Source organism: Telmatospirillum siberiense, from assembly GCF_002845745.1.
Lineage (GTDB): Bacteria > Pseudomonadota > Alphaproteobacteria > Rhodospirillales > Magnetospirillaceae > Telmatospirillum > Telmatospirillum siberiense.
On record NZ_PIUM01000030.1, the window covers coordinates 64,699 to 81,923 of the forward strand.

Annotated in this window: 10 protein-coding genes and 1 pseudogene; 3 read left to right on the plus strand and 8 right to left on the minus strand. The window is 62.9% G+C overall.

Translation table 11 applies throughout. From position 1 onward, the window contains the following. Positions 1–20: 20 nt before the first annotated feature. Positions 21–3,275: a carbamoyl-phosphate synthase large subunit gene (gene carB / locus CWS72_RS21190; protein ID WP_101252642.1), complete on the minus strand. Its 3,255-nt coding sequence runs from the start codon at positions 3,273–3,275 to the stop codon at positions 21–23. Between the two features lie 192 nt (positions 3,276–3,467). Continuing rightward, entirely contained in the window at positions 3,468–4,661 is a 1,194-nt protein-coding gene (carA, locus tag CWS72_RS21195; protein WP_101252643.1) for a glutamine-hydrolyzing carbamoyl-phosphate synthase small subunit, read from the minus strand. A 268-nt stretch (positions 4,662–4,929) separates the two neighbouring features. Here carA and CWS72_RS21200 point away from each other — a divergent pair, with 268 nt between their 5' ends. The 3 genes from CWS72_RS21200 to rpoD all read left to right on the plus strand — a co-directional run bounded on the left by CWS72_RS21200 (position 4,930) and on the right by rpoD (position 9,470). After that, positions 4,930–5,385 carry a GatB/YqeY domain-containing protein gene (locus CWS72_RS21200; RefSeq protein WP_101252654.1) on the plus strand — a complete coding sequence of 152 codons (456 nt, stop codon included), beginning with the start codon at positions 4,930–4,932 and terminating at the stop codon, positions 5,383–5,385. A gap of 62 nt (positions 5,386–5,447) precedes the next feature. Continuing rightward, positions 5,448–7,322: a DNA primase gene (gene dnaG / locus CWS72_RS21205; protein WP_101252644.1), complete on the plus strand. Its 1,875-nt coding sequence runs from the start codon at positions 5,448–5,450 to the stop codon at positions 7,320–7,322. 141 nt (positions 7,323–7,463) lie between these two features. Beyond that, positions 7,464–9,470 (plus strand): RNA polymerase sigma factor RpoD, encoded by a 2,007-nt coding sequence (gene rpoD / locus CWS72_RS21210; RefSeq protein ID WP_101252645.1) that lies wholly within the window; start codon positions 7,464–7,466, stop codon positions 9,468–9,470. Positions 9,471–9,746: 276 nt separating this feature from the next. Here rpoD and CWS72_RS21215 read toward each other — a convergent pair whose 3' ends face one another. From CWS72_RS21215 to CWS72_RS21240, 6 genes and pseudogenes are all read right to left on the minus strand, one after another. Further along, on the minus strand, positions 9,747–10,829 hold the full coding sequence (locus tag CWS72_RS21215; protein WP_101252646.1) for a protein-glutamate methylesterase/protein-glutamine glutaminase: 1,083 nt from the start codon (positions 10,827–10,829) through the stop codon (positions 9,747–9,749). Positions 10,830–10,833: 4 nt separating this feature from the next. Further along, a complete protein-coding gene (locus tag CWS72_RS21220) occupies positions 10,834–11,679 on the minus strand; it encodes a CheR family methyltransferase (RefSeq protein WP_101252647.1) in 846 nt (281 codons plus the stop codon). A 7-nt stretch (positions 11,680–11,686) separates the two neighbouring features. Beyond that, positions 11,687–12,199: a chemotaxis protein CheW gene (locus CWS72_RS21225; RefSeq protein ID WP_101252648.1), complete on the minus strand. Its 513-nt coding sequence runs from the start codon at positions 12,197–12,199 to the stop codon at positions 11,687–11,689. 144 nt (positions 12,200–12,343) lie between these two features. Then, positions 12,344–14,674: a HAMP domain-containing methyl-accepting chemotaxis protein gene (locus CWS72_RS21230; RefSeq protein ID WP_101252649.1), complete on the minus strand. Its 2,331-nt coding sequence runs from the start codon at positions 14,672–14,674 to the stop codon at positions 12,344–12,346. A gap of 71 nt (positions 14,675–14,745) precedes the next feature. Then, positions 14,746–16,830, minus strand: a complete 2,085-nt coding sequence (locus tag CWS72_RS21235; protein ID WP_146002831.1) for a HAMP domain-containing methyl-accepting chemotaxis protein — start codon at positions 16,828–16,830, stop codon at positions 14,746–14,748. Between the two features lie 81 nt (positions 16,831–16,911). Continuing rightward, positions 16,912–17,225: pseudogene (locus CWS72_RS21240) on the minus strand (methyl-accepting chemotaxis protein); the annotation flags it as partial.

The following is a 17,225-nucleotide window of genomic DNA, read 5'->3' on the forward strand; positions in this document are numbered from 1 at the left end:
CAGCCCGGCCGCCAAGCGCTCTAGAATGAGCTGTTAAAATACGACTGCAGCGGGGCGACATCAAGTGTGCCCGCACGCAGGGCCTCGATGGCGTCAACCGCGGCACGGGCGCCGGCCAGCGTCGTGTAGTGGGGAATATTGCGGGTAAGCGCCGTGCGGCGGATGGAGAAACTGTCCGACACCGCCTGCGATCCCTCGGATGTGGTGTTCACCACCAATTGCACCTGACCGGACAGCATGGCGTCGACGCAGTGCGGTCGGCCTTCCAGCACCTTGTTGATCACCCCGACCTCGACCCCTTGCGAGCGCAGGAGGGCAGCCGTTCCGCTGGTGGCGACGACCTTGAAGCCCAGGCTGGTCAATTTGCGGGCGATTTCGGTCAGGCCGGGCTTGTCGGCATCGCGCACCGATACGAAGGCGGTGCCGTCGATGGGTAGGCGGGTGCCGCTGCCCAATTGGGATTTGGCAAACGCCCTCGGGAAATCGACGTCGATTCCCATGACCTCACCGGTCGATTTCATTTCCGGACCCAGCAGGATGTCGACGCCGGGGAACCTGGCGAAGGGGAAGACCGCTTCCTTGACCGCGACATGGTTGAGCGGACGCTCGGCCAGATGGAACGAGGCCAGGCTTTCTCCCGCCATGATCCGGGATGCGATCTTGGCGATCGGAATGCCGGTGGCCTTGGCGACGAAGGGAACCGTGCGGCTGGCCCGGGGATTGACCTCGAGAATGTAGATGTCGCCCGCCTTGACGGCGAACTGGACGTTCATCAGGCCGACCACGTTGAGCGAACGGGCCAGAAGAGCGGTTTGGCGCTTGATTTCGGCGATGACGTCGGGGGCCAGGGAATGGGGCGGCAGCGAACAGGCGGAATCGCCCGAATGAATGCCAGCCTCCTCGATATGTTCCATGATGCCGGCGACATAGACGTCCTTGCCGTCGGCCAGGCAATCGACATCCACTTCGGTGGCGTCGGAAAGGTAACGGTCGATCAGGACGGGGTTGTTGCCGGTGACGGCGACCGCATCCTTCATATAGCGGGCCAACCCCTCATGGTCGTGCACGATGCGCATGGCCCGTCCGCCCAGCACGTAGGACGGGCGGATGACCACCGGATAGCCGATGGTCTCAGCCACCGCCTTGGCCTCGTCCAGGGTCCGCGCAGTCCCGTTGTCGGGCTGGCGCAGCTTCAGCTGTTGCAGCAGCGCCTGGAAGCGTTGCCGGTCCTCGGCCAGATCGATGGCGTCGGGCGATGTCCCCAGAATGGGGATCTGCGCCTTTTCCAGCGCGGCCGCCAGCTTGAGGGGGGTCTGTCCGCCGAACTGCACGATGACCCCCAATACGCGGCCGTTGGACTGTTCCTTGCGGACCAGATCGATCACCGTTTCGGCGGTCAGGGGTTCAAAATACAGGCGATCCGAGGTGTCGTAGTCGGTGGAGACCGTTTCCGGATTGCAATTGACCATGATGGTCTCGATACCGGCTTCCGACAGGGCGTAAGCCGCATGGACGCAGCAATAGTCGAATTCGATGCCCTGTCCGATGCGGTTGGGACCTCCGCCCAGGATGACCACCTTGTCGCGGTCGGTGGGATCGGATTCGCAAGCGGCCGGCTGAATGCCGTCACCCTCGTAGCAGGAGTACATGTAGGGCGTGTTGGATGGGAATTCGGCGGCGCAGGTGTCGATGCGCTTGAACACCGGCTTGACGTTCAGCACCTCGCGGCGGAAGGCGGTTTCCACCAGAGTCTTGCCGGAAAGTTCGGCCAGACGTTCGTCGGAAAAGCCCATTTTCTTGAGACGCAGCAGACCGGGGGCGTCGATCGGCAGGCCGTTCTTGCGGACCTCGGCCTCGGCCTCGACGAGTTCGCGGACCTGTTCGATGAACCAGGGATCATAGCTGCAGCAGGCGTTGATCTCCTCGACCGACAGGCCGTGGCGCAGCGCCTGGGCGATCACCAGCAGACGGTCGGCGCGGGGCTGCGAGAGGGCTGCCTTGATGGCGCCCTTGTTGCGCCCGTCATCGGCGCCGGGAATTTCGACATCGTTAAGCCCGGTCAGGCCGGTTTCCATGGACCGCAGGCCTTTCTGCAGGCTCTCCTGGAAGGTGCGCCCGATGCTCATGGCTTCGCCCACCGACTTCATCGACGTGGTCAGCGTGGGGTCGGCTCCGGGGAACTTCTCGAAGGTGAAGCGCGGGATCTTGGTGACCACGTAATCGATGGTCGGTTCGAACGAGGCCGGCGTGACCCCGGTGATGTCGTTCAGAAGTTCGTCCAGCGTATAGCCGACGGCCAGCTTGGCGGCGACCTTGGCGATCGGGAAGCCGGTCGCCTTGGAGGCCAGGGCCGAGGACCGCGACACCCGGGGGTTCATCTCGATGACCACCATGCGGCCATCCTTAGGATCGACGGCGAATTGCACGTTCGATCCGCCGGTGTCGACGCCGATCTCGCGCAGCACCGCGATCGAGGCGTTGCGCATGATCTGATATTCCTTGTCGGTGAGCGTCAGGGCCGGCGCGACGGTGACCGAATCGCCGGTATGAACGCCCATCGGATCAATGTTCTCGATCGAGCAGATGATGATGCAGTTGTCGTTCTTGTCCCGCACGACCTCCATCTCATATTCCTTCCAGCCGAGGACCGATTCCTCGACCAGAACCTCGTGGACCGGGCTGGCGGCCAGGCCGCCGGCGACGATCTGCTCGAACTCTTCGAGATTGTAGGCGATGCCGCCGCCGGTGCCGGCCAGGGTGAAGCTGGGGCGGATGATCGACGGCAATCCGACGAAGCCCATCGCCTCCCGCGCCTCGGCCAGACTGCGGACCACGCGAGAACGCGGCGATTCGAGGCCGATCTTGTCCATGGCATCGCGGAATTTCAGGCGATCCTCGGCCTTGGCGATGACGTCGCGCTTGGCGGCGATCATCTCGACGCCGAGGCGTTCGAGAACGCCCGCCTCGGCCAGGGCCATGGCGGTGTTGAGCGCCGTCTGTCCACCCATGGTGGGAAGCAGCGCGTCGGGACGCTCCTTCTCCAGGATCTTGGTTACCACCTCGGGCGTGATCGGTTCGATGTAGGTCGCATCGGCCAGACCGGGATCGGTCATGATGGTCGCCGGATTGGAATTGACCAGAATGACCCGGTAACCTTCCTCCTTCAGCGCCTTGCACGCCTGGACGCCCGAATAATCGAACTCGCAGGCCTGACCGATGACGATCGGCCCGGCGCCGATGATGAGGATGGATTTGATGTCTGTCCGTTTGGGCATTATCCGACTTTCCGATTTCCCGGCTGAAAGTTTAACACCTCTTCGTCCGTCATCCCCGCCGGAGCGGGGAACCAGGGGGGCGACAGCTTTTTTTCCGGCACCTGGATCCCCGTTTTGGCGGGGATGACGGTCATAAGGGGCGGCGCATCATGGTTTTTGGTTCGTGGCGGCGTTTTGCGTTCTCAAGCGCCTTCAGGTCCCACTCGACTTCTTCTCGGCCATCAGCGTGACGAAGCGATCAAACAAATAGTGGCTGTCCTGCGGGCCGGGGCTGGCTTCCGGATGGTATTGCACGGAAAACACCGGCCGGCCTTCGACGGTGAGCCCTTCGACGGTGCCGTCGAACAGCGAGCGGTGCGAGACGGCGACATCCCTGGGCAGGCTATCCTCGACCACGGTGAAACCATGGTTCTGGCTGGTGATCTCCACCTTGCCGGTGGCCAGGTCCTTGACCGGATGGTTGGCGCCGCGGTGGCCGGTATCCATCTTGTGGGTCTTGCCGCCGAGCGCCAGGGCCAGCATCTGATGGCCCAGGCAAATACCGAACAGGGGCAGCCCGGCGTTCAGCACGCCCTGGATGGCCGGCACGGCATAGACGCCCGTCGCCTCCGGGTCGCCCGGCCCGTTCGACAGGAACACGCCGTCGGGCTTGTGGGCCAGAATCTCCTCGGCGGTGGTCGTCGCGGGCACCACGGTGACTTTGCAGCCGCTGTTGGCCAGACAGCGCAGGATATTGCGCTTGGCCCCGTAATCGACGGCGACGACGTGATGGACCGGCGATTCCTGGCGTCCATAGCCCTGGCCGAGGCGCCACAGGCTCTCATCCCAGTTGTAGGTTTGGCCGCAGGTGACGTCCTTGGCCAAGTCCATGCCGAGCAGCCCCGGCCAATCGGCGGCCTTGCGCCGCAAGTCCTCCAGATCGAAGACGCCGTCCGGCGAATGGGCGATGGTGCCGTTCGGCGCGCCTTTTTCCCGGATACGCCGCGTCAGGGCGCGGGTGTCGATGCCTGCGATGCCGACGATGCCGTTCGATGTCATCCAGGCGTCGAGGGAGCGGGTCGCCCGCCAGTTCGACGGCTGGGTGACGTCGGCCCGGAACAGGGCGCCGCGAACCGCCGGGGTCGTGCTCTCGATGTCTTCGAGGTTGGCGCCGACATTACCGATATGCGGGAAAGTGAATGTGATGATCTGGCCCGCGTAGCTGGGGTCGGTCAGCACTTCCTGATAACCGGTCATGGCGGTGTTGAACACCACTTCGCCAACGGCGGCGCCCGTCGCGCCGAGGCCTTTTCCCCAGAAAACGGTGCCGTCGGCCAGCACGAGAGCGGCCGTCGCGCCCGGCGGCTGCGGGCTGAATGTGACGGAGTCCGGCGCTTTTTGTTGCATGAGGGGTCTCTTGACTTAAGCTGTGGCTGGCACGCGCAATCGGAAACGCGTCGATCCGAAATCTCGACCCGTCTCTGGCGGTCCTTGGAGGAGACCACATGCGTGCTGGCAAATTTTGGTGTAAATAGGCAAAAAGACCTGGGTCGTCAAGTGTTCGATTGATTTTCGAAAAGCGTTTTTTTTCAAAGGGTTGGACATTTGCATTTGAGGCGGTTTTCCTGTAGCCTCCCAAGCTTCCGACAGATTAGGGGTGATGACAATGGGTGCCATGTTGCGCCAGCGGCTTAATGACGCGTTGAAGACGGCGATGCTGGGTCGGGACGCCCGCACGGTCTCCACGGTGCGGCTTATCCTGGCGGCGCTCAAGGATAGGGACATCGCGGCTCGCCCCCGGGGCATAGCCGACGGCGTGCCCGACGAGGAAATTCTCCAGATGCTGCAATCGATGATGAAGCAGCGGCGCGAGAGTATCGCCCTATATGAACAAGGCGGGCGTTTGGAACTGGCCCAGCAGGAAGCCGAGGAAATCACCATCATCGAGCGCTTCCTGCCGGCGCAGCTCTCGGAGGCAGAGGTGGCCGAGGCCGTCGATTCCGTCGTCGCCGATATCGGGGCGCAGGGATTGAAGGACATGGGGCGCGTCATGGCCGCTCTGAAGGAGCGTTTCGCCGGCCGCATGGATTTCACCAAGGCGAGCGGGATCGTCAAACAAAAGCTTGCTTGATCAGTTCCGTCGGAGCGGTTTCGGTATAGGGCATCCCCGAATGAAAGGGGCCAAGAAGAGACATGGCGTTCTCGCCCTCCTTCCTTGACGAGATAAGATCGCGCGTTTCGCTGGTATCGGTGATCGGGCGGAGGGTCAGGCTGACCAAAAAGGGGCGTGAACATTCCGGCTTGTGCCCCTTCCACAATGAGAAGACGCCGAGTTTCACGGTCAACGAGGACAAGGGCTTCTATCATTGCTTCGGGTGCGGGGCGCATGGCGACGTCATCACCTTCGAGATGCAGACCCACCATTTGAGTTTTCCCGAGGCGGTCGAGCGATTGGCCGCCGAAGCGGGACTCGAAGTTCCCGTTCAGGCTCCCGAAGAGCGGGAGCAGGCGAAAAGAGCGGCCTCCCTTTACGACGTGATGGAAAAGGCCTGCTTGTTTTTCGAACGTGAACTGCGGGGGCCGGTGGGGCGTCCCGGTCTTGATTATCTGCGTCGGCGCGGGTTGGACGATGAGACCATCGGGCGGTTTCGCCTGGGATATTCTCCCGACAGCCGGAGCGCGCTGAAGCAGGCGCTGAAGCAGGCGGGGCTGCCGGAAGCGTTGGCGGTGGAGGCGGGAATGCTGATCGCGCCCGAGGCCGCGGAACGGGGCGAGCGTGAAAGCTATGACCGGTTTCGCGGGCGGGTAATGTTCCCGATCACCGACCGGCGCGGACGGATCATCGCCTTCGGCGGGCGGACGCTGGGGGATGGGCAGCCGAAATATCTGAACTCTCCCGATACCCCGCTATTCCACAAGGGAACGGTTCTTTACGGTCTGGCGCAGGCCCGTGAACCGGCCGCCGAGGTCGGAACGGTAATCGTCTGCGAGGGCTATATGGATGTCATCGCGCTGAACAGGGCGGGATTTCGCCATGCGGTTGCTCCCTTGGGGACGGCCTTGACCGAGCAGCAGATCGAGTTGCTTTGGCGCATGGCGTCCGAACCGATCATCTGCCTGGACGGCGACGCTGCGGGGCAGCGGGCCGCGCTCAAGGCGGCGGAGCGCGCTCTGCCGATTCTGAAGCCGGGCCACAGCCTGCGTTTCGCGACGGTGCCGGCGCCCGAGGATCCCGACAGCCTGATCAGGGCCGAAGGGCCGCAGGCGATGCAGCGGGTTCTGGAAGGCGCCTTGCCCCTGTCCGAGGTGGTGTGGCGCCATGAATCGGCCAGCCGGCCGCTCGACACCCCGGAACGGCGGGCGGCTCTCGAACATGATCTGATGGACAAGATCGGCCTCATCGCCGACCGCTCGGTGCAGGAACAATACCGCAGCGATTTCCGCTCCCGCCTGTGGGAAACCTTTCGCGCCGCCCGTGGCGCGAACCGGGCCGGGACGCCACGCCCGTACTACAACGGAGGGGCGAAGCCGGGGAACGGACAAGCCAGGAGGCACCGGCTGGTCGATCGCGGCCCCGATGGGCGATTGCCGGGGGCCGGTTTGCCGCCGGTGCCCCGTCCCGCCTCGAAGAGCGCCGAGGAGATGTTGTTGATGCTGGTCATCAACCATCCGACCCTCCTCGAAGAGGTCGCCGAGAGGCTAGGAATTCTGCGGTTCGCCGATTCCGACCTTGACAAGCTTCGACAGGAAGCCTTAAAGCACCTCGACGTCTGGGGCAGCCTTGATTCCGGGGATGTGCAGCGCCATTTACGTTCGTGCGGCTTTTCGCAGATGTTGGACTGCCTTCTGGAAGCCAGAGCCCATGATCAGAGTGCCACCATCAAGCCCGACGCCCCGGTCGAGGCTGCGCGCGCATTGTGGGAACACGTATTCAAGCTTTACACCGGAAAGGAACTCGCGGTCGAACTGCAGCAGGCCGAACATCAGGCGGCGGCTGACCTGTCCGACGAGACCTTCGGATATTTAAATGCTCTGTGGTCGACCAAGATACGGAGCAGCGACGTATAAGTAGGATATGCTTATAAAGAGAATGTGCTTTTTCGCGAACGGTTAGTTGCGGAACCGATTGAGAGAGTTGGTTAAAGGATCATCGCCAATAGGCGACCGGCCGGATGAGCCGGCGGCGGATTGGTGGGGAGCGGAGACTGGATGGCTAGCAAAGCAACGAATACTGCAGATGTCTCTGAGACGCAGGAAGAGCACCTTGACGGTCCGCTTCTCGACACCCTGGGTGTTGCAGTCAAAAAGATGGTGGCCCGCGGCAAAGAGCGTGGCTACATCACTTATGATGAGCTGAATTCGGCGTTACCGCCCGACGAGGTGTCCTCGGAACAGATCGAGGACACCATGGCGATGCTTTCCGAGATGGGAATCAATCTCGTCGAGAGCGAGGAGGGCGAGGAGGCCCAGGCGGCCGAGGAGGAACTGGCGCCCGAGGGCGAGACGTCCGCCGCCGGCAATGTCGACGAAGAGGATCTCGGCCGGACCGATGACCCGGTCCGGATGTATCTCCGCGAGATGGGATCGGTCGAGCTGCTTTCGCGCGAAGGCGAAATCGCCATCGCCAAGCGCATCGAGGCCGGCCGCGAGATGATGATCGGCGGCATCTGCGAAAGCCCGATGACTATTCGCGCCGTGCTCGAATGGCATGACGCGCTGGTCGAAAGCAAGATGCTGCTCCGCGACATCATCGATCTCGACGCCACCTATGGCAGCCCCAGCGAAGGGATGTCGGAAGAGGAGTTGGAGGCCGGCCCGCCCGAGACGGATGTCGCCGCCGGTGCCGACGAACCCGAGGCCGAAAGCGAAGGGCCCGCGGGTGAGGGGGAGAATCCCGAGGGCGAGGGCGCCCCGGCCAATGGCGAGGAAGGCGAAGCGGAGGAGAGCGGGATTTCGCTCGCCGCCATGGAGCTGGCCCTGATGCCGTCCGTGCTGGAGACCTTCGAGGGCATCGCCGAGACCTACGGCAAGATGCACAAGGTCCAGGAACAGCGTCTGGCCGCCCTGCACAAGGGCGAGAGCGTTCTTCCGGCCGTCGAGAAAAAGTACGACAAGCTGAAGAGCGAGATGGTTCATCTGATGGAGGGCGTGCATCTCAACAACGCCCGCATCGAGCAGCTCGTCGATCATATGAACGAGTTGAACCGCCGTCTCATGGGGCTGGAAGGCAAGCTTTTGCGTCTGGCCGAATCCTGCAAGATCAAACGGCAGGATTTCCTGGACACCTATTTCGGTAACGAGTTGCATCCCAATTGGCTGGAGCGGGTCGCCGAGCGTCCCGGTAAGGGCTGGAAGGACTTCGTCGCCAAATATTCGAAGGAAGTGAATACCCTTCGCGGCGATATCGGCGCGGTCTCGCAGGAGGCGGGGTTGCCGGTGTCGGAATGGCGCCGTATCGTCTCGACCGTCCAGCGTGGCGAGCGGGAAGCGAGCAAGGCGAAGAAGGAAATGATCGAGGCCAATCTGCGCCTGGTCATCTCCATCGCCAAGAAATACACCAACCGTGGTTTGCAGTTCCTCGATCTGATTCAGGAAGGCAACATCGGCCTGATGAAGGCCGTTGATAAGTTCGAGTATCGTCGCGGTTATAAATTCTCGACCTACGCCACCTGGTGGATCAGACAGGCGATCACCCGGTCGATCGCCGACCAGGCGCGGACCATCCGTATCCCGGTCCATATGATCGAGACCATCAACAAGCTGGTGCGCACCAGCCGTCAGATGCTTCACGAAATCGGCCGCGAGCCGACGCCGGAAGAACTGGCGGAAAAGCTTTCGATGCCGCTCGAAAAAGTGCGCAAGGTGCTGAAAATCGCCAAGGAGCCGATCTCGCTGGAAACGCCGATCGGCGACGAGGAAGACAGCCATCTGGGCGACTTCATCGAGGACAAGAACGCCGTGTTGCCGCTCGATGCCGCCATTCAGGCGAATCTGCGCGAGACGACGACCCGTGTTCTGGCCAGCCTGACGCCGAGAGAGGAACGCGTGCTGCGCATGCGGTTCGGCATCGGCATGAATACCGATCACACCTTGGAAGAGGTTGGCCAGCAGTTCTCGGTCACCCGCGAACGTATCCGCCAGATCGAGGCCAAGGCGCTCAGGAAGCTCAAACACCCCAGTCGGTCCCGCAAGCTGCGGAGCTTCCTGGATACTTAAAAGCGTCTTAAGAGGGTCAAAAGGGCGGGCTTCATAGTTTTCTCCCTCGCCCCTTGTGGGAGAGGGCGGGGCCCGCGCCAGCGGGAGGGTGAGGGGGGAAGTCGCACGACGCCTGAAAGTTTTCTCCCGCCTGTCGGCGGGAAGCCCCCTCATCCCAACCCTTCTCCCACGAGGGGAGAAGGGCTTTTGCCCCAGTTGCCGTAATGACGTTTAACACGTTGATAATACAATAAGAATGGAGATGTGAATCCGGTGGCTCAAAAGGGGCTATCGGAATCAGCCCCCGCTTCTGACGATCTCGCCGGCCAAGGCGTCGAGGGGCAGCACCTTTTCGACGGCGCCCAAGGCGATGGCTTCCTTCGGCATGCCGAAGACGACGCAGCTGGCCTCGTCCTGCGCGACGGTGGCGCTGCCCGCCTGGCGCATTTCAAGGAGCCCCTTGGCGCCATCATCCCCCATTCCGGTCATCAGGATGCCCAGCGCGTTGGGGCCGGCATATTGGGCGGCCGAGCGGAACAACACATCCACGGAAGGGCGATGGCGGGTAACCAGGGGGCCGTCCTTGAGGGCTACCCGGTAGCTGTTCCCGTTGCGATGCAGGAGCATATGGCGGTTGCCCGGCGCGATCAGCGCGCGGCCGCGCATCACCTGATCTCCGTCGGCGGCTTCCTTCACCTCCATGGCGCAAAGACTGTCGAGGCGATTGGCGAAGGCGGCGGTGAAATGTTCCGGCATATGCTGGACGATGACGAGGCCCGGCGTGTTGGCCGGAAGGCTTTGCAGCAGGTGCCGCAGAGCTTCGGTCCCACCGGTCGAGGCGCCGATACAGATCACCCGCTCGGTGGTGCGCGCGGCGGTCCGGGTGACGATCGGCGGGGGCATGATGACGTCGGCGGTCAGTTTTTTTTCGGGATCGCGCGCGCGCGCGATGCCGGGCGCCGCCGGCTGGCGCAGCCTGGCCGAGGCCGCCGCGACCACCGTGTCGCAGATGCGGATGCCCGCCTCCCGCAACTGCTGGCGGGTGTCGACCCGGGGTTTGGCGATGATGTCGACGGCGCCGGCATCCAGCGCCTCGATCATCGAAGAGGAGCCCTCCTCGGTGAGGGCCGAGCACATGACGACGGGAATGGGCCGCTGCGCCATGACTTTGCGCAAGAAGGTGATCCCGTCCATCTTGGGCATGCTGACATCGAGCGTGATGACGTCGGGGACTTCCTGGCTGATCCGTCGCGCCGCCGCGAAGGGATCCGCCGCCGTTCCCAAGACCTCGATTCGGGGATCGTCCGAAAGGATTTCGGAAAGCGTTTGGCGCACCGACGCCGAATCGTCGACGATCAGCACCTTCACTTTTTTGCTCACCGGTCTACTCCCGCATGAAGACCGTCGGCGCCACCGAACGCAAGGGCAAGGTGAAGCCCGCAGTGGCCTCCGAATGGCCGATGATCAGGTATCCCCCTTGCCGCAAATGGCGGCAAAGCCGTTGCAGCACCATTTCCTGGGTCGGTTTGTCGAAATAAATGAGGATGTTGCGGCAGAGGATGATGTCCATCATGTCGCTGACGCCGTAAGTCTCCTCCATCAGGTTGAGGCGGGCGAAACGAACCTGGGCGCGCAGGGCGGGAACGATCCGGACATCGCGTTTCGAACGATCCCTTGATCTCAGGAAGTAGCGTTTGCGCAGGGCTTCCGGCACCGGCTCCGACATTTCCTCAGGGTAAATGCCGGTCAAGGCCTTGTCCAAGACGTCCGTGCAGATATCCGTTGCCAGAATGGAATAGCGGTATCCGCGATAGGCGGCGCCGAACTCGTTCAGCACCATGGCCAATGTATATGGCTCGGCTCCCGTCGAACAGGCGGCGCTCCAGGCGCGCAGGGGCTGGCTGGAACCGGCGCCGGCCTTGGCCAGGGCCGGTAATCCCTGCTCAACGAGAAAGCGGAAATGTTGCGGTTCGCGGAAAAACTCGGTCTTGTTGGTGGTAACGGCGTCGATCAGGTGGATGATTTCATTTTCCAGATCGCCGTGATCGAACAGGTGGTCGCAATAGGCGTTGAGACTGGACAGTCCCAGGATATTGACGCGCCGCCGCAGGCGGCCCTCCACCATGACCTTCTTGACCGGCGGCATCTTGATGCCGCTGTAGTCTTCGATGAAACTGGCCAACCGTCGGAATTGCTGGGGACTTAATCTGTCCTGGGCGGTCTGTGGCATATGGTCTTCATACCTCGGGGTGGGAGGGGGCGGGGGCCGAGGCCGGAATGATCAGCGCCGCCTCCTCGCTGGAAAACAGATTGCGCAGATCGAAAATGATAACGAAGGAATCGGCACGGCGACCGATTCCCTGGATATAGTCCGACCGCCATTGAATGCCGACGTCGGGGGGCGCCTCGATGTCCTTGCCGTCGAGAGAGGTCACCTCGAAAACGCGATCGGCCAGGATCCCCATGGTCAGCGTCCGTTCACCGGTTTCAATGTCCAGAACGATGATGCGCGTGTGTTCGGTGGCTTCCACCGCCGGCAGACCGAGCTTGGTCCGGAGGTCGATAACCGGCACCGAACGACCGCGCACATCGATCATCCCCAGCATGAAGGACGGTGCATAGGGGATTCTGGTGACGGGGCGGACATCCAGAATTTCTCTGACCTTGTCGACATTCACGGCGAAGACGTCGCGATCGATGCCGAGAGTGACATATTGTGCCCCGTCTTCCAGGGTGGAGCTTTCAGTCATGATGGTTCCTCAAGACTTGGTCTGGCCCGGTGAGGGCCCGCGCCATCGTTGGCGCGAAGCCCAGGGTTTCGGAGAAACCCGCCCGGCGATTGAGGGCTCGGTGATCGGTTCCGATCACCGAGATCTGGTATAAGCCGGTCCGCATCAAAAGCGCTCGAAGTCGGCGTCGCGGGCATCCGTGCCACCGCTTTCCATATCCAGCGAGAAGCCGTTGGCCCGGCCGTTGGCTTTTCCCTGGCCGCCTTTGGATGTATGGCTTGCCGCCCTGGTGGCCTGGGCAGGAGCCGGCGGCGCCTTCTTGCGTTTTTGCGGCGCACCGTGGTCCGCGCCGGCCTGGGGTCGGCGGATCACTCCCCGGCCGGCGTTTTCGGTGCGGAAATAGGCGATGGTTTCCTGCAATTGCTCGGCTTGGGCGGCCAGTTCCTCGGAGGTGGCCGACATCTCCTCGGAGGCCCCGGCGTTCTGCTGGGTGACGGTGTCGAGCTGCTGGATCGCGGTGTTGATCTGCTCGGCGCCGATGGTCTGTTCGCGGCAGGCGGCCGAGATCTCCTCGACCAGTTCCGAGGTCTTCTTGATGTCGGGGACCAGCTTGGCCAGCATGTCGCCGGCCTCGGCGGCCACCTTGACGGTGTGGGAGGACAGCGTGCCGATCTCGGCGGCGGCGGCCTGGCTGCGTTCGGCCAGCTTGCGCACCTCGGAGGCGACGACGGCGAAGCCCTTGCCGTGCTCGCCGGCCCGCGCCGCCTCGACGGCGGCGTTCAGGGCCAGGAGGTCGGTCTGGCGGGCGATCTCCTGGACGATGGTGATCTTCTCGGCGATGGTCTGCATGGCGCCCACGGCGCGTGACACCGCCTCGCCGCTGCTCTGGGCGTCGGCCGCTGATTGCCGGGCCATCCGCTCGGTCTGGGCGGCGTTGTCGGAGGTCTGCTTGATGTTGGCGGCCATTTCCTCCATCGAGGCGGAGGCCTCCTCGGTCGAGGCCGCCTGTTCGGAGGCGCCTTGCGAGAGCTGTTCCGATCCGGCGGAAAGCTGCTGGCTGCCCGAGGCGACATTGTCGGCGGCCGTGGCGGCGTCGGCCACCACGGTTTGCAGCTTGGCCAGCATGGTCTCCAGCGCGATCCCCAGCGTATCCTTGTCCGAGACGCGCCTGGCCTCAACCGTCAGGTCGCCCTCGGCGATGGCCGTGGCGACGTCGGCCGCATCGCGCAAGGTTTTGATCATGCGTTCCAGGGCGATGCCCAAGGTATCTTTGTCGGAGAGGAGTTTGGCCTCGACGCTGAGGTCCCCCTCGGCGATGGCCGAGGACAGATCCGCCGTGGCACGCAGATTGGCGGTCATCCGGTTGAGCGCGTCGACCAGATCCCGGACCTCGTCGTTCCCGGACACCGTTTCCCGCCGGGACAAATCTCCGATGGCCACGGCATTGGCGAGATCGACAGCACGGCCGATGCCGCGGCCGATACCGTAAGCCAAGCCGAGCGCCGCGCCGATACCGATCACCAGCGAGCCGATCAGAACGACGATCAGGGTCATGCGGGTGGAACGGTAGCTTTCGTCGGAAGCGGTCTTGTCGGCGGCCATTTCTTTTTCGGCGACGCTGACGATGTCGGCGACCTGTTCCTGCATTTGCTGGACGAGCGCGCGGTTTCCGATGGAAATGGCGAAGGCCCGTCCCCGCCCATGTTCCTGGACGAGGCGTTGCAGGTCACCGGTGATCTTCTGCCATTTGCCGAAACGTTCGGCGAAGGTGTCGAGAGTGGCTTTGTCCGCATCGCCGACGAGGCGGCGCAGCAGTTCGCGTGAACGCTGGATTTCCGATATGTCGGCATCGATCTTGCCGACTGAACGCTCGATTTCCTGATCGCTGTCGGCGACGACCATCGCCTTCTGGTCCTTGTCGGCCTCGAAAAGCTTGCTCATCATCCGGGATGCTTCCAGCGCCATGCGGCTCCGATCCGGCGTCGACAGTTCGTTGGCCAATTTGTCGGACAGGGGCTGCAACACACCCAGCACCTGATAAAAGCTCTCTCTCGCCTCTTTTTCCGATAAGGCCTTGGCGCGATTTTCCGAATTGAGCCGGGCCAGATCGCGGACTTGGTCCTGGCTGGCGATGAATTTTTCATATTCACCGGTGAAGGCCGCCAATTTGTTCTTGGTCTCGGGGCTGGCGATGGCTGTCAATTTGTCGATCGCGTCACGCATCTGGCCGCGGAATTTGCGGAGATCGCCCTCATAGCGCTCGGTGATCTGATCATCAGTCGACAGGATCAGATTTTTTTCCGTTTTCTGCAAGGCGTGCAACTTGGCTTCCAGCGTGCCGGCCAGTTTGACCCTTTGCGCCGAGAGATTGACCAGGTCGTCGATCCGTTCGTTCATCGCCGCTAGGCTGGTAATGGCAACGATGGCGGCCACGGATGAAAGAAGAATGACCAAGCCGAAAGTGACGATCAGCTTCACCTTAATCGTGAACCGCATGTCCTGCTCTCCTTGGGCGCCCGGCCGAATTTCGGCCGGGCCGGATTGGCATGTTGGTTATGTTCGATTCCTCAGAAACGTTCGAATTCCGAGTCTTTCGCATCACCGCCCCCGCTCGCCAGATCGAGTGAGAAGCCGTTCTTCTTGCTTGCCCCCGCCGTCGCCTTGAGGGGGGTGGCGCGTTCCTGTACCGACGTTTTTCTCTTGGCCGGATCGGTGGGGACGAAATTGCCGGTCCGGCTCTTCACCGCGGGGGAAGCCCCCCCATGCCCGTGATCGTCGATGCGAAAATAGGAGATGGTTTCCTGCAACTGCTCGGCTTGGGCGGCCAGTTCCTCGGAGGTGGCCGACATCTCCTCGGAGGCCCCGGCGTTCTGCTGGGTGACGGTGTCGAGCTGCTGGATCGCGGTGTTGATCTGCTCGGCGCCGATGGTCTGTTCGCGGCAGGCGGCCGAGATCTCCTCGACCAGTTCCGAGGTCTTCATGATGTCGGGAACCAGTCTGCCCAGCATGTCGCCGGCCTCGGCGGCCACCTTGACGGTGTGGGAGGACAGCGTGCTGATCTCGGCGGCGGCGGCCTGGCTGCGTTCGGCCAGCTTGCGCACCTCGGAGGCGACGACGGCGAAGCCCTTGCCGTGTTCACCGGCCCGCGCCGCCTCGACTGCGGCGTTCAGGGCCAGGAGGTCGGTCTGGCGGGCGATCTCCTGGACGATGGTGATCTTCTCGGCGATGGTCTGCATGGCACCCACCGCCTTGGTCACCGCCTCGCCGCTGCTCTGGGCGTCGGCCGCCGATTGGCGGGCCATCCGCTCGGTCTGGGCGGCGTTGTCGGAGGTCTGCTTGATGTTGGCGGCCATTTCCTCCATCGAGGCGGAGGCCTCCTCGGTCGAGGCCGCCTGTTCGGAGGCGCCTTGCGACAATTCCTCGGCGCCGGCCGAAAGCTGCTGGCTTCCGCTTGAGACATTGTCCGATGCCGAGAGGACGTTGCCGACCACGGAGCGCAGCCGGTCGATCATGGTGTTGATATATCCCAGAAGATCGCCGATTTCGTCGCGTGACGAAATGCTCGCCGTCTGGGTCAGGTCGCCGCTGGCGACGGCCTGGGCCAGGGCTCCGGCCTGCCTCAGGCCGCGATTCAGGGAAAGAATGATCCATGTGGCCGAAAGCAGGGAAACGATCAGCGTGGCCAATAGCATGGCGATCAGCGTGGTCCGGGCCTGTTCATATCGCGTATCGGCCGCCCCAATGGCGTCGTTCAACTTGGTTTCCACGAAACGCAGATAGTCGTCGAGGGCCGTCTGGATCTCCAATTTCGCAGGGCGCGCCTGACTGACGGAGATTTCCTGCGCACGGATATTGCCGCCTTCACGGTTGATGGCGACGACCTGGGCGTGAATTTTCAGCCAGCGTTCCAGGCCGTCGGCGATCTGCTCGGCGGTATTGCGGTCTTCTTCCGGCACCAATCCCCTGAGCGTATCCTTTTGCCGGCGCAAGGCATTGGCCTCGTCGGAGAGTTTGGGCTCTGAACGGGCGAGCTCGGCCATCTGGTCGGCCAGAATGAAGCTCTGGTCATCGGCCCAGAGCGTGGTGACGGCGTTGCGCAGGCGGGATACGGCGAGGGCGGCGCGCATCCGGTCGGCTGCGGCGTTGCCCGTTTCGTAGCGTTCCGACAGGCGGTCGAGCAGCGTCAACGCCGCCGTCATGGCCGGCCGGCCTTCCTCCTCGGCCAGATGCCGGGCCCTCGCGCTGGAATTGAGATGGGCCTGTTCGAGAACCTTGTCCTCGGCGGTGACGAAATGTTCCCAGCCCAGGTCGAATTTTTCGATTTTGGCTTTACCTTCGCTGGAGGCCATCGCATAGAGCTTGTCCCGCACGACCTTGATCTCGCCGCGGGTCTGCTTGACGGCGCCGACGTATTCGTTGATCTCGGCCTCGGTCGTCGAAATGATCGCGTTCTTTTCCGCGACAATTTCGATTTGCAGCAGGGTGTTCAGTTTTTGCGAAAGGGTCAGACGGGGCGACCAGGCTTTCCCGACGTCGTTCAGGTTGTCATCGAGTTGGCCCAGGCTGTTGATCCCGACTCCGACGCTGATCGCCGAAAACAGGATGGCGAGGCCGAAGGCCAGCGACAATTTCAACTTCACGGTAAAACGCATGGTTCCCTCACTCCTGCCGCTCGTCGCGGCAATCAGACGGCATGCCCTTCGGGCATCGCCCCGTCACCGGCCGATCGGATTTCAATAACGTTCGAACTCGGCATCCCTGCCATCGGCCCCACCGGTCATATCGAGCGGAAAGCCCTCGCCTCTGCCACTGGCCTTGCCGGCGGACGGCTTGCGGGCGGATGTTGCCTTGTTGCGTTTAGCCGCTGATGACGCGGCGGCTGGTTTCGCCTCGAGCGAAGCGCTTGGAAAGGCGTTTTTCCGGCCGGCGTTTTCGGTGCGGAAATAGGCGATGGTTTCCTGCAATTGCTCGGCTTGGGCGGCCAGTTCCTCGGAGGTGGCCGACATCTCCTCGGAGGCCCCGGCGTTCTGCTGGGTGACGGTGTCGA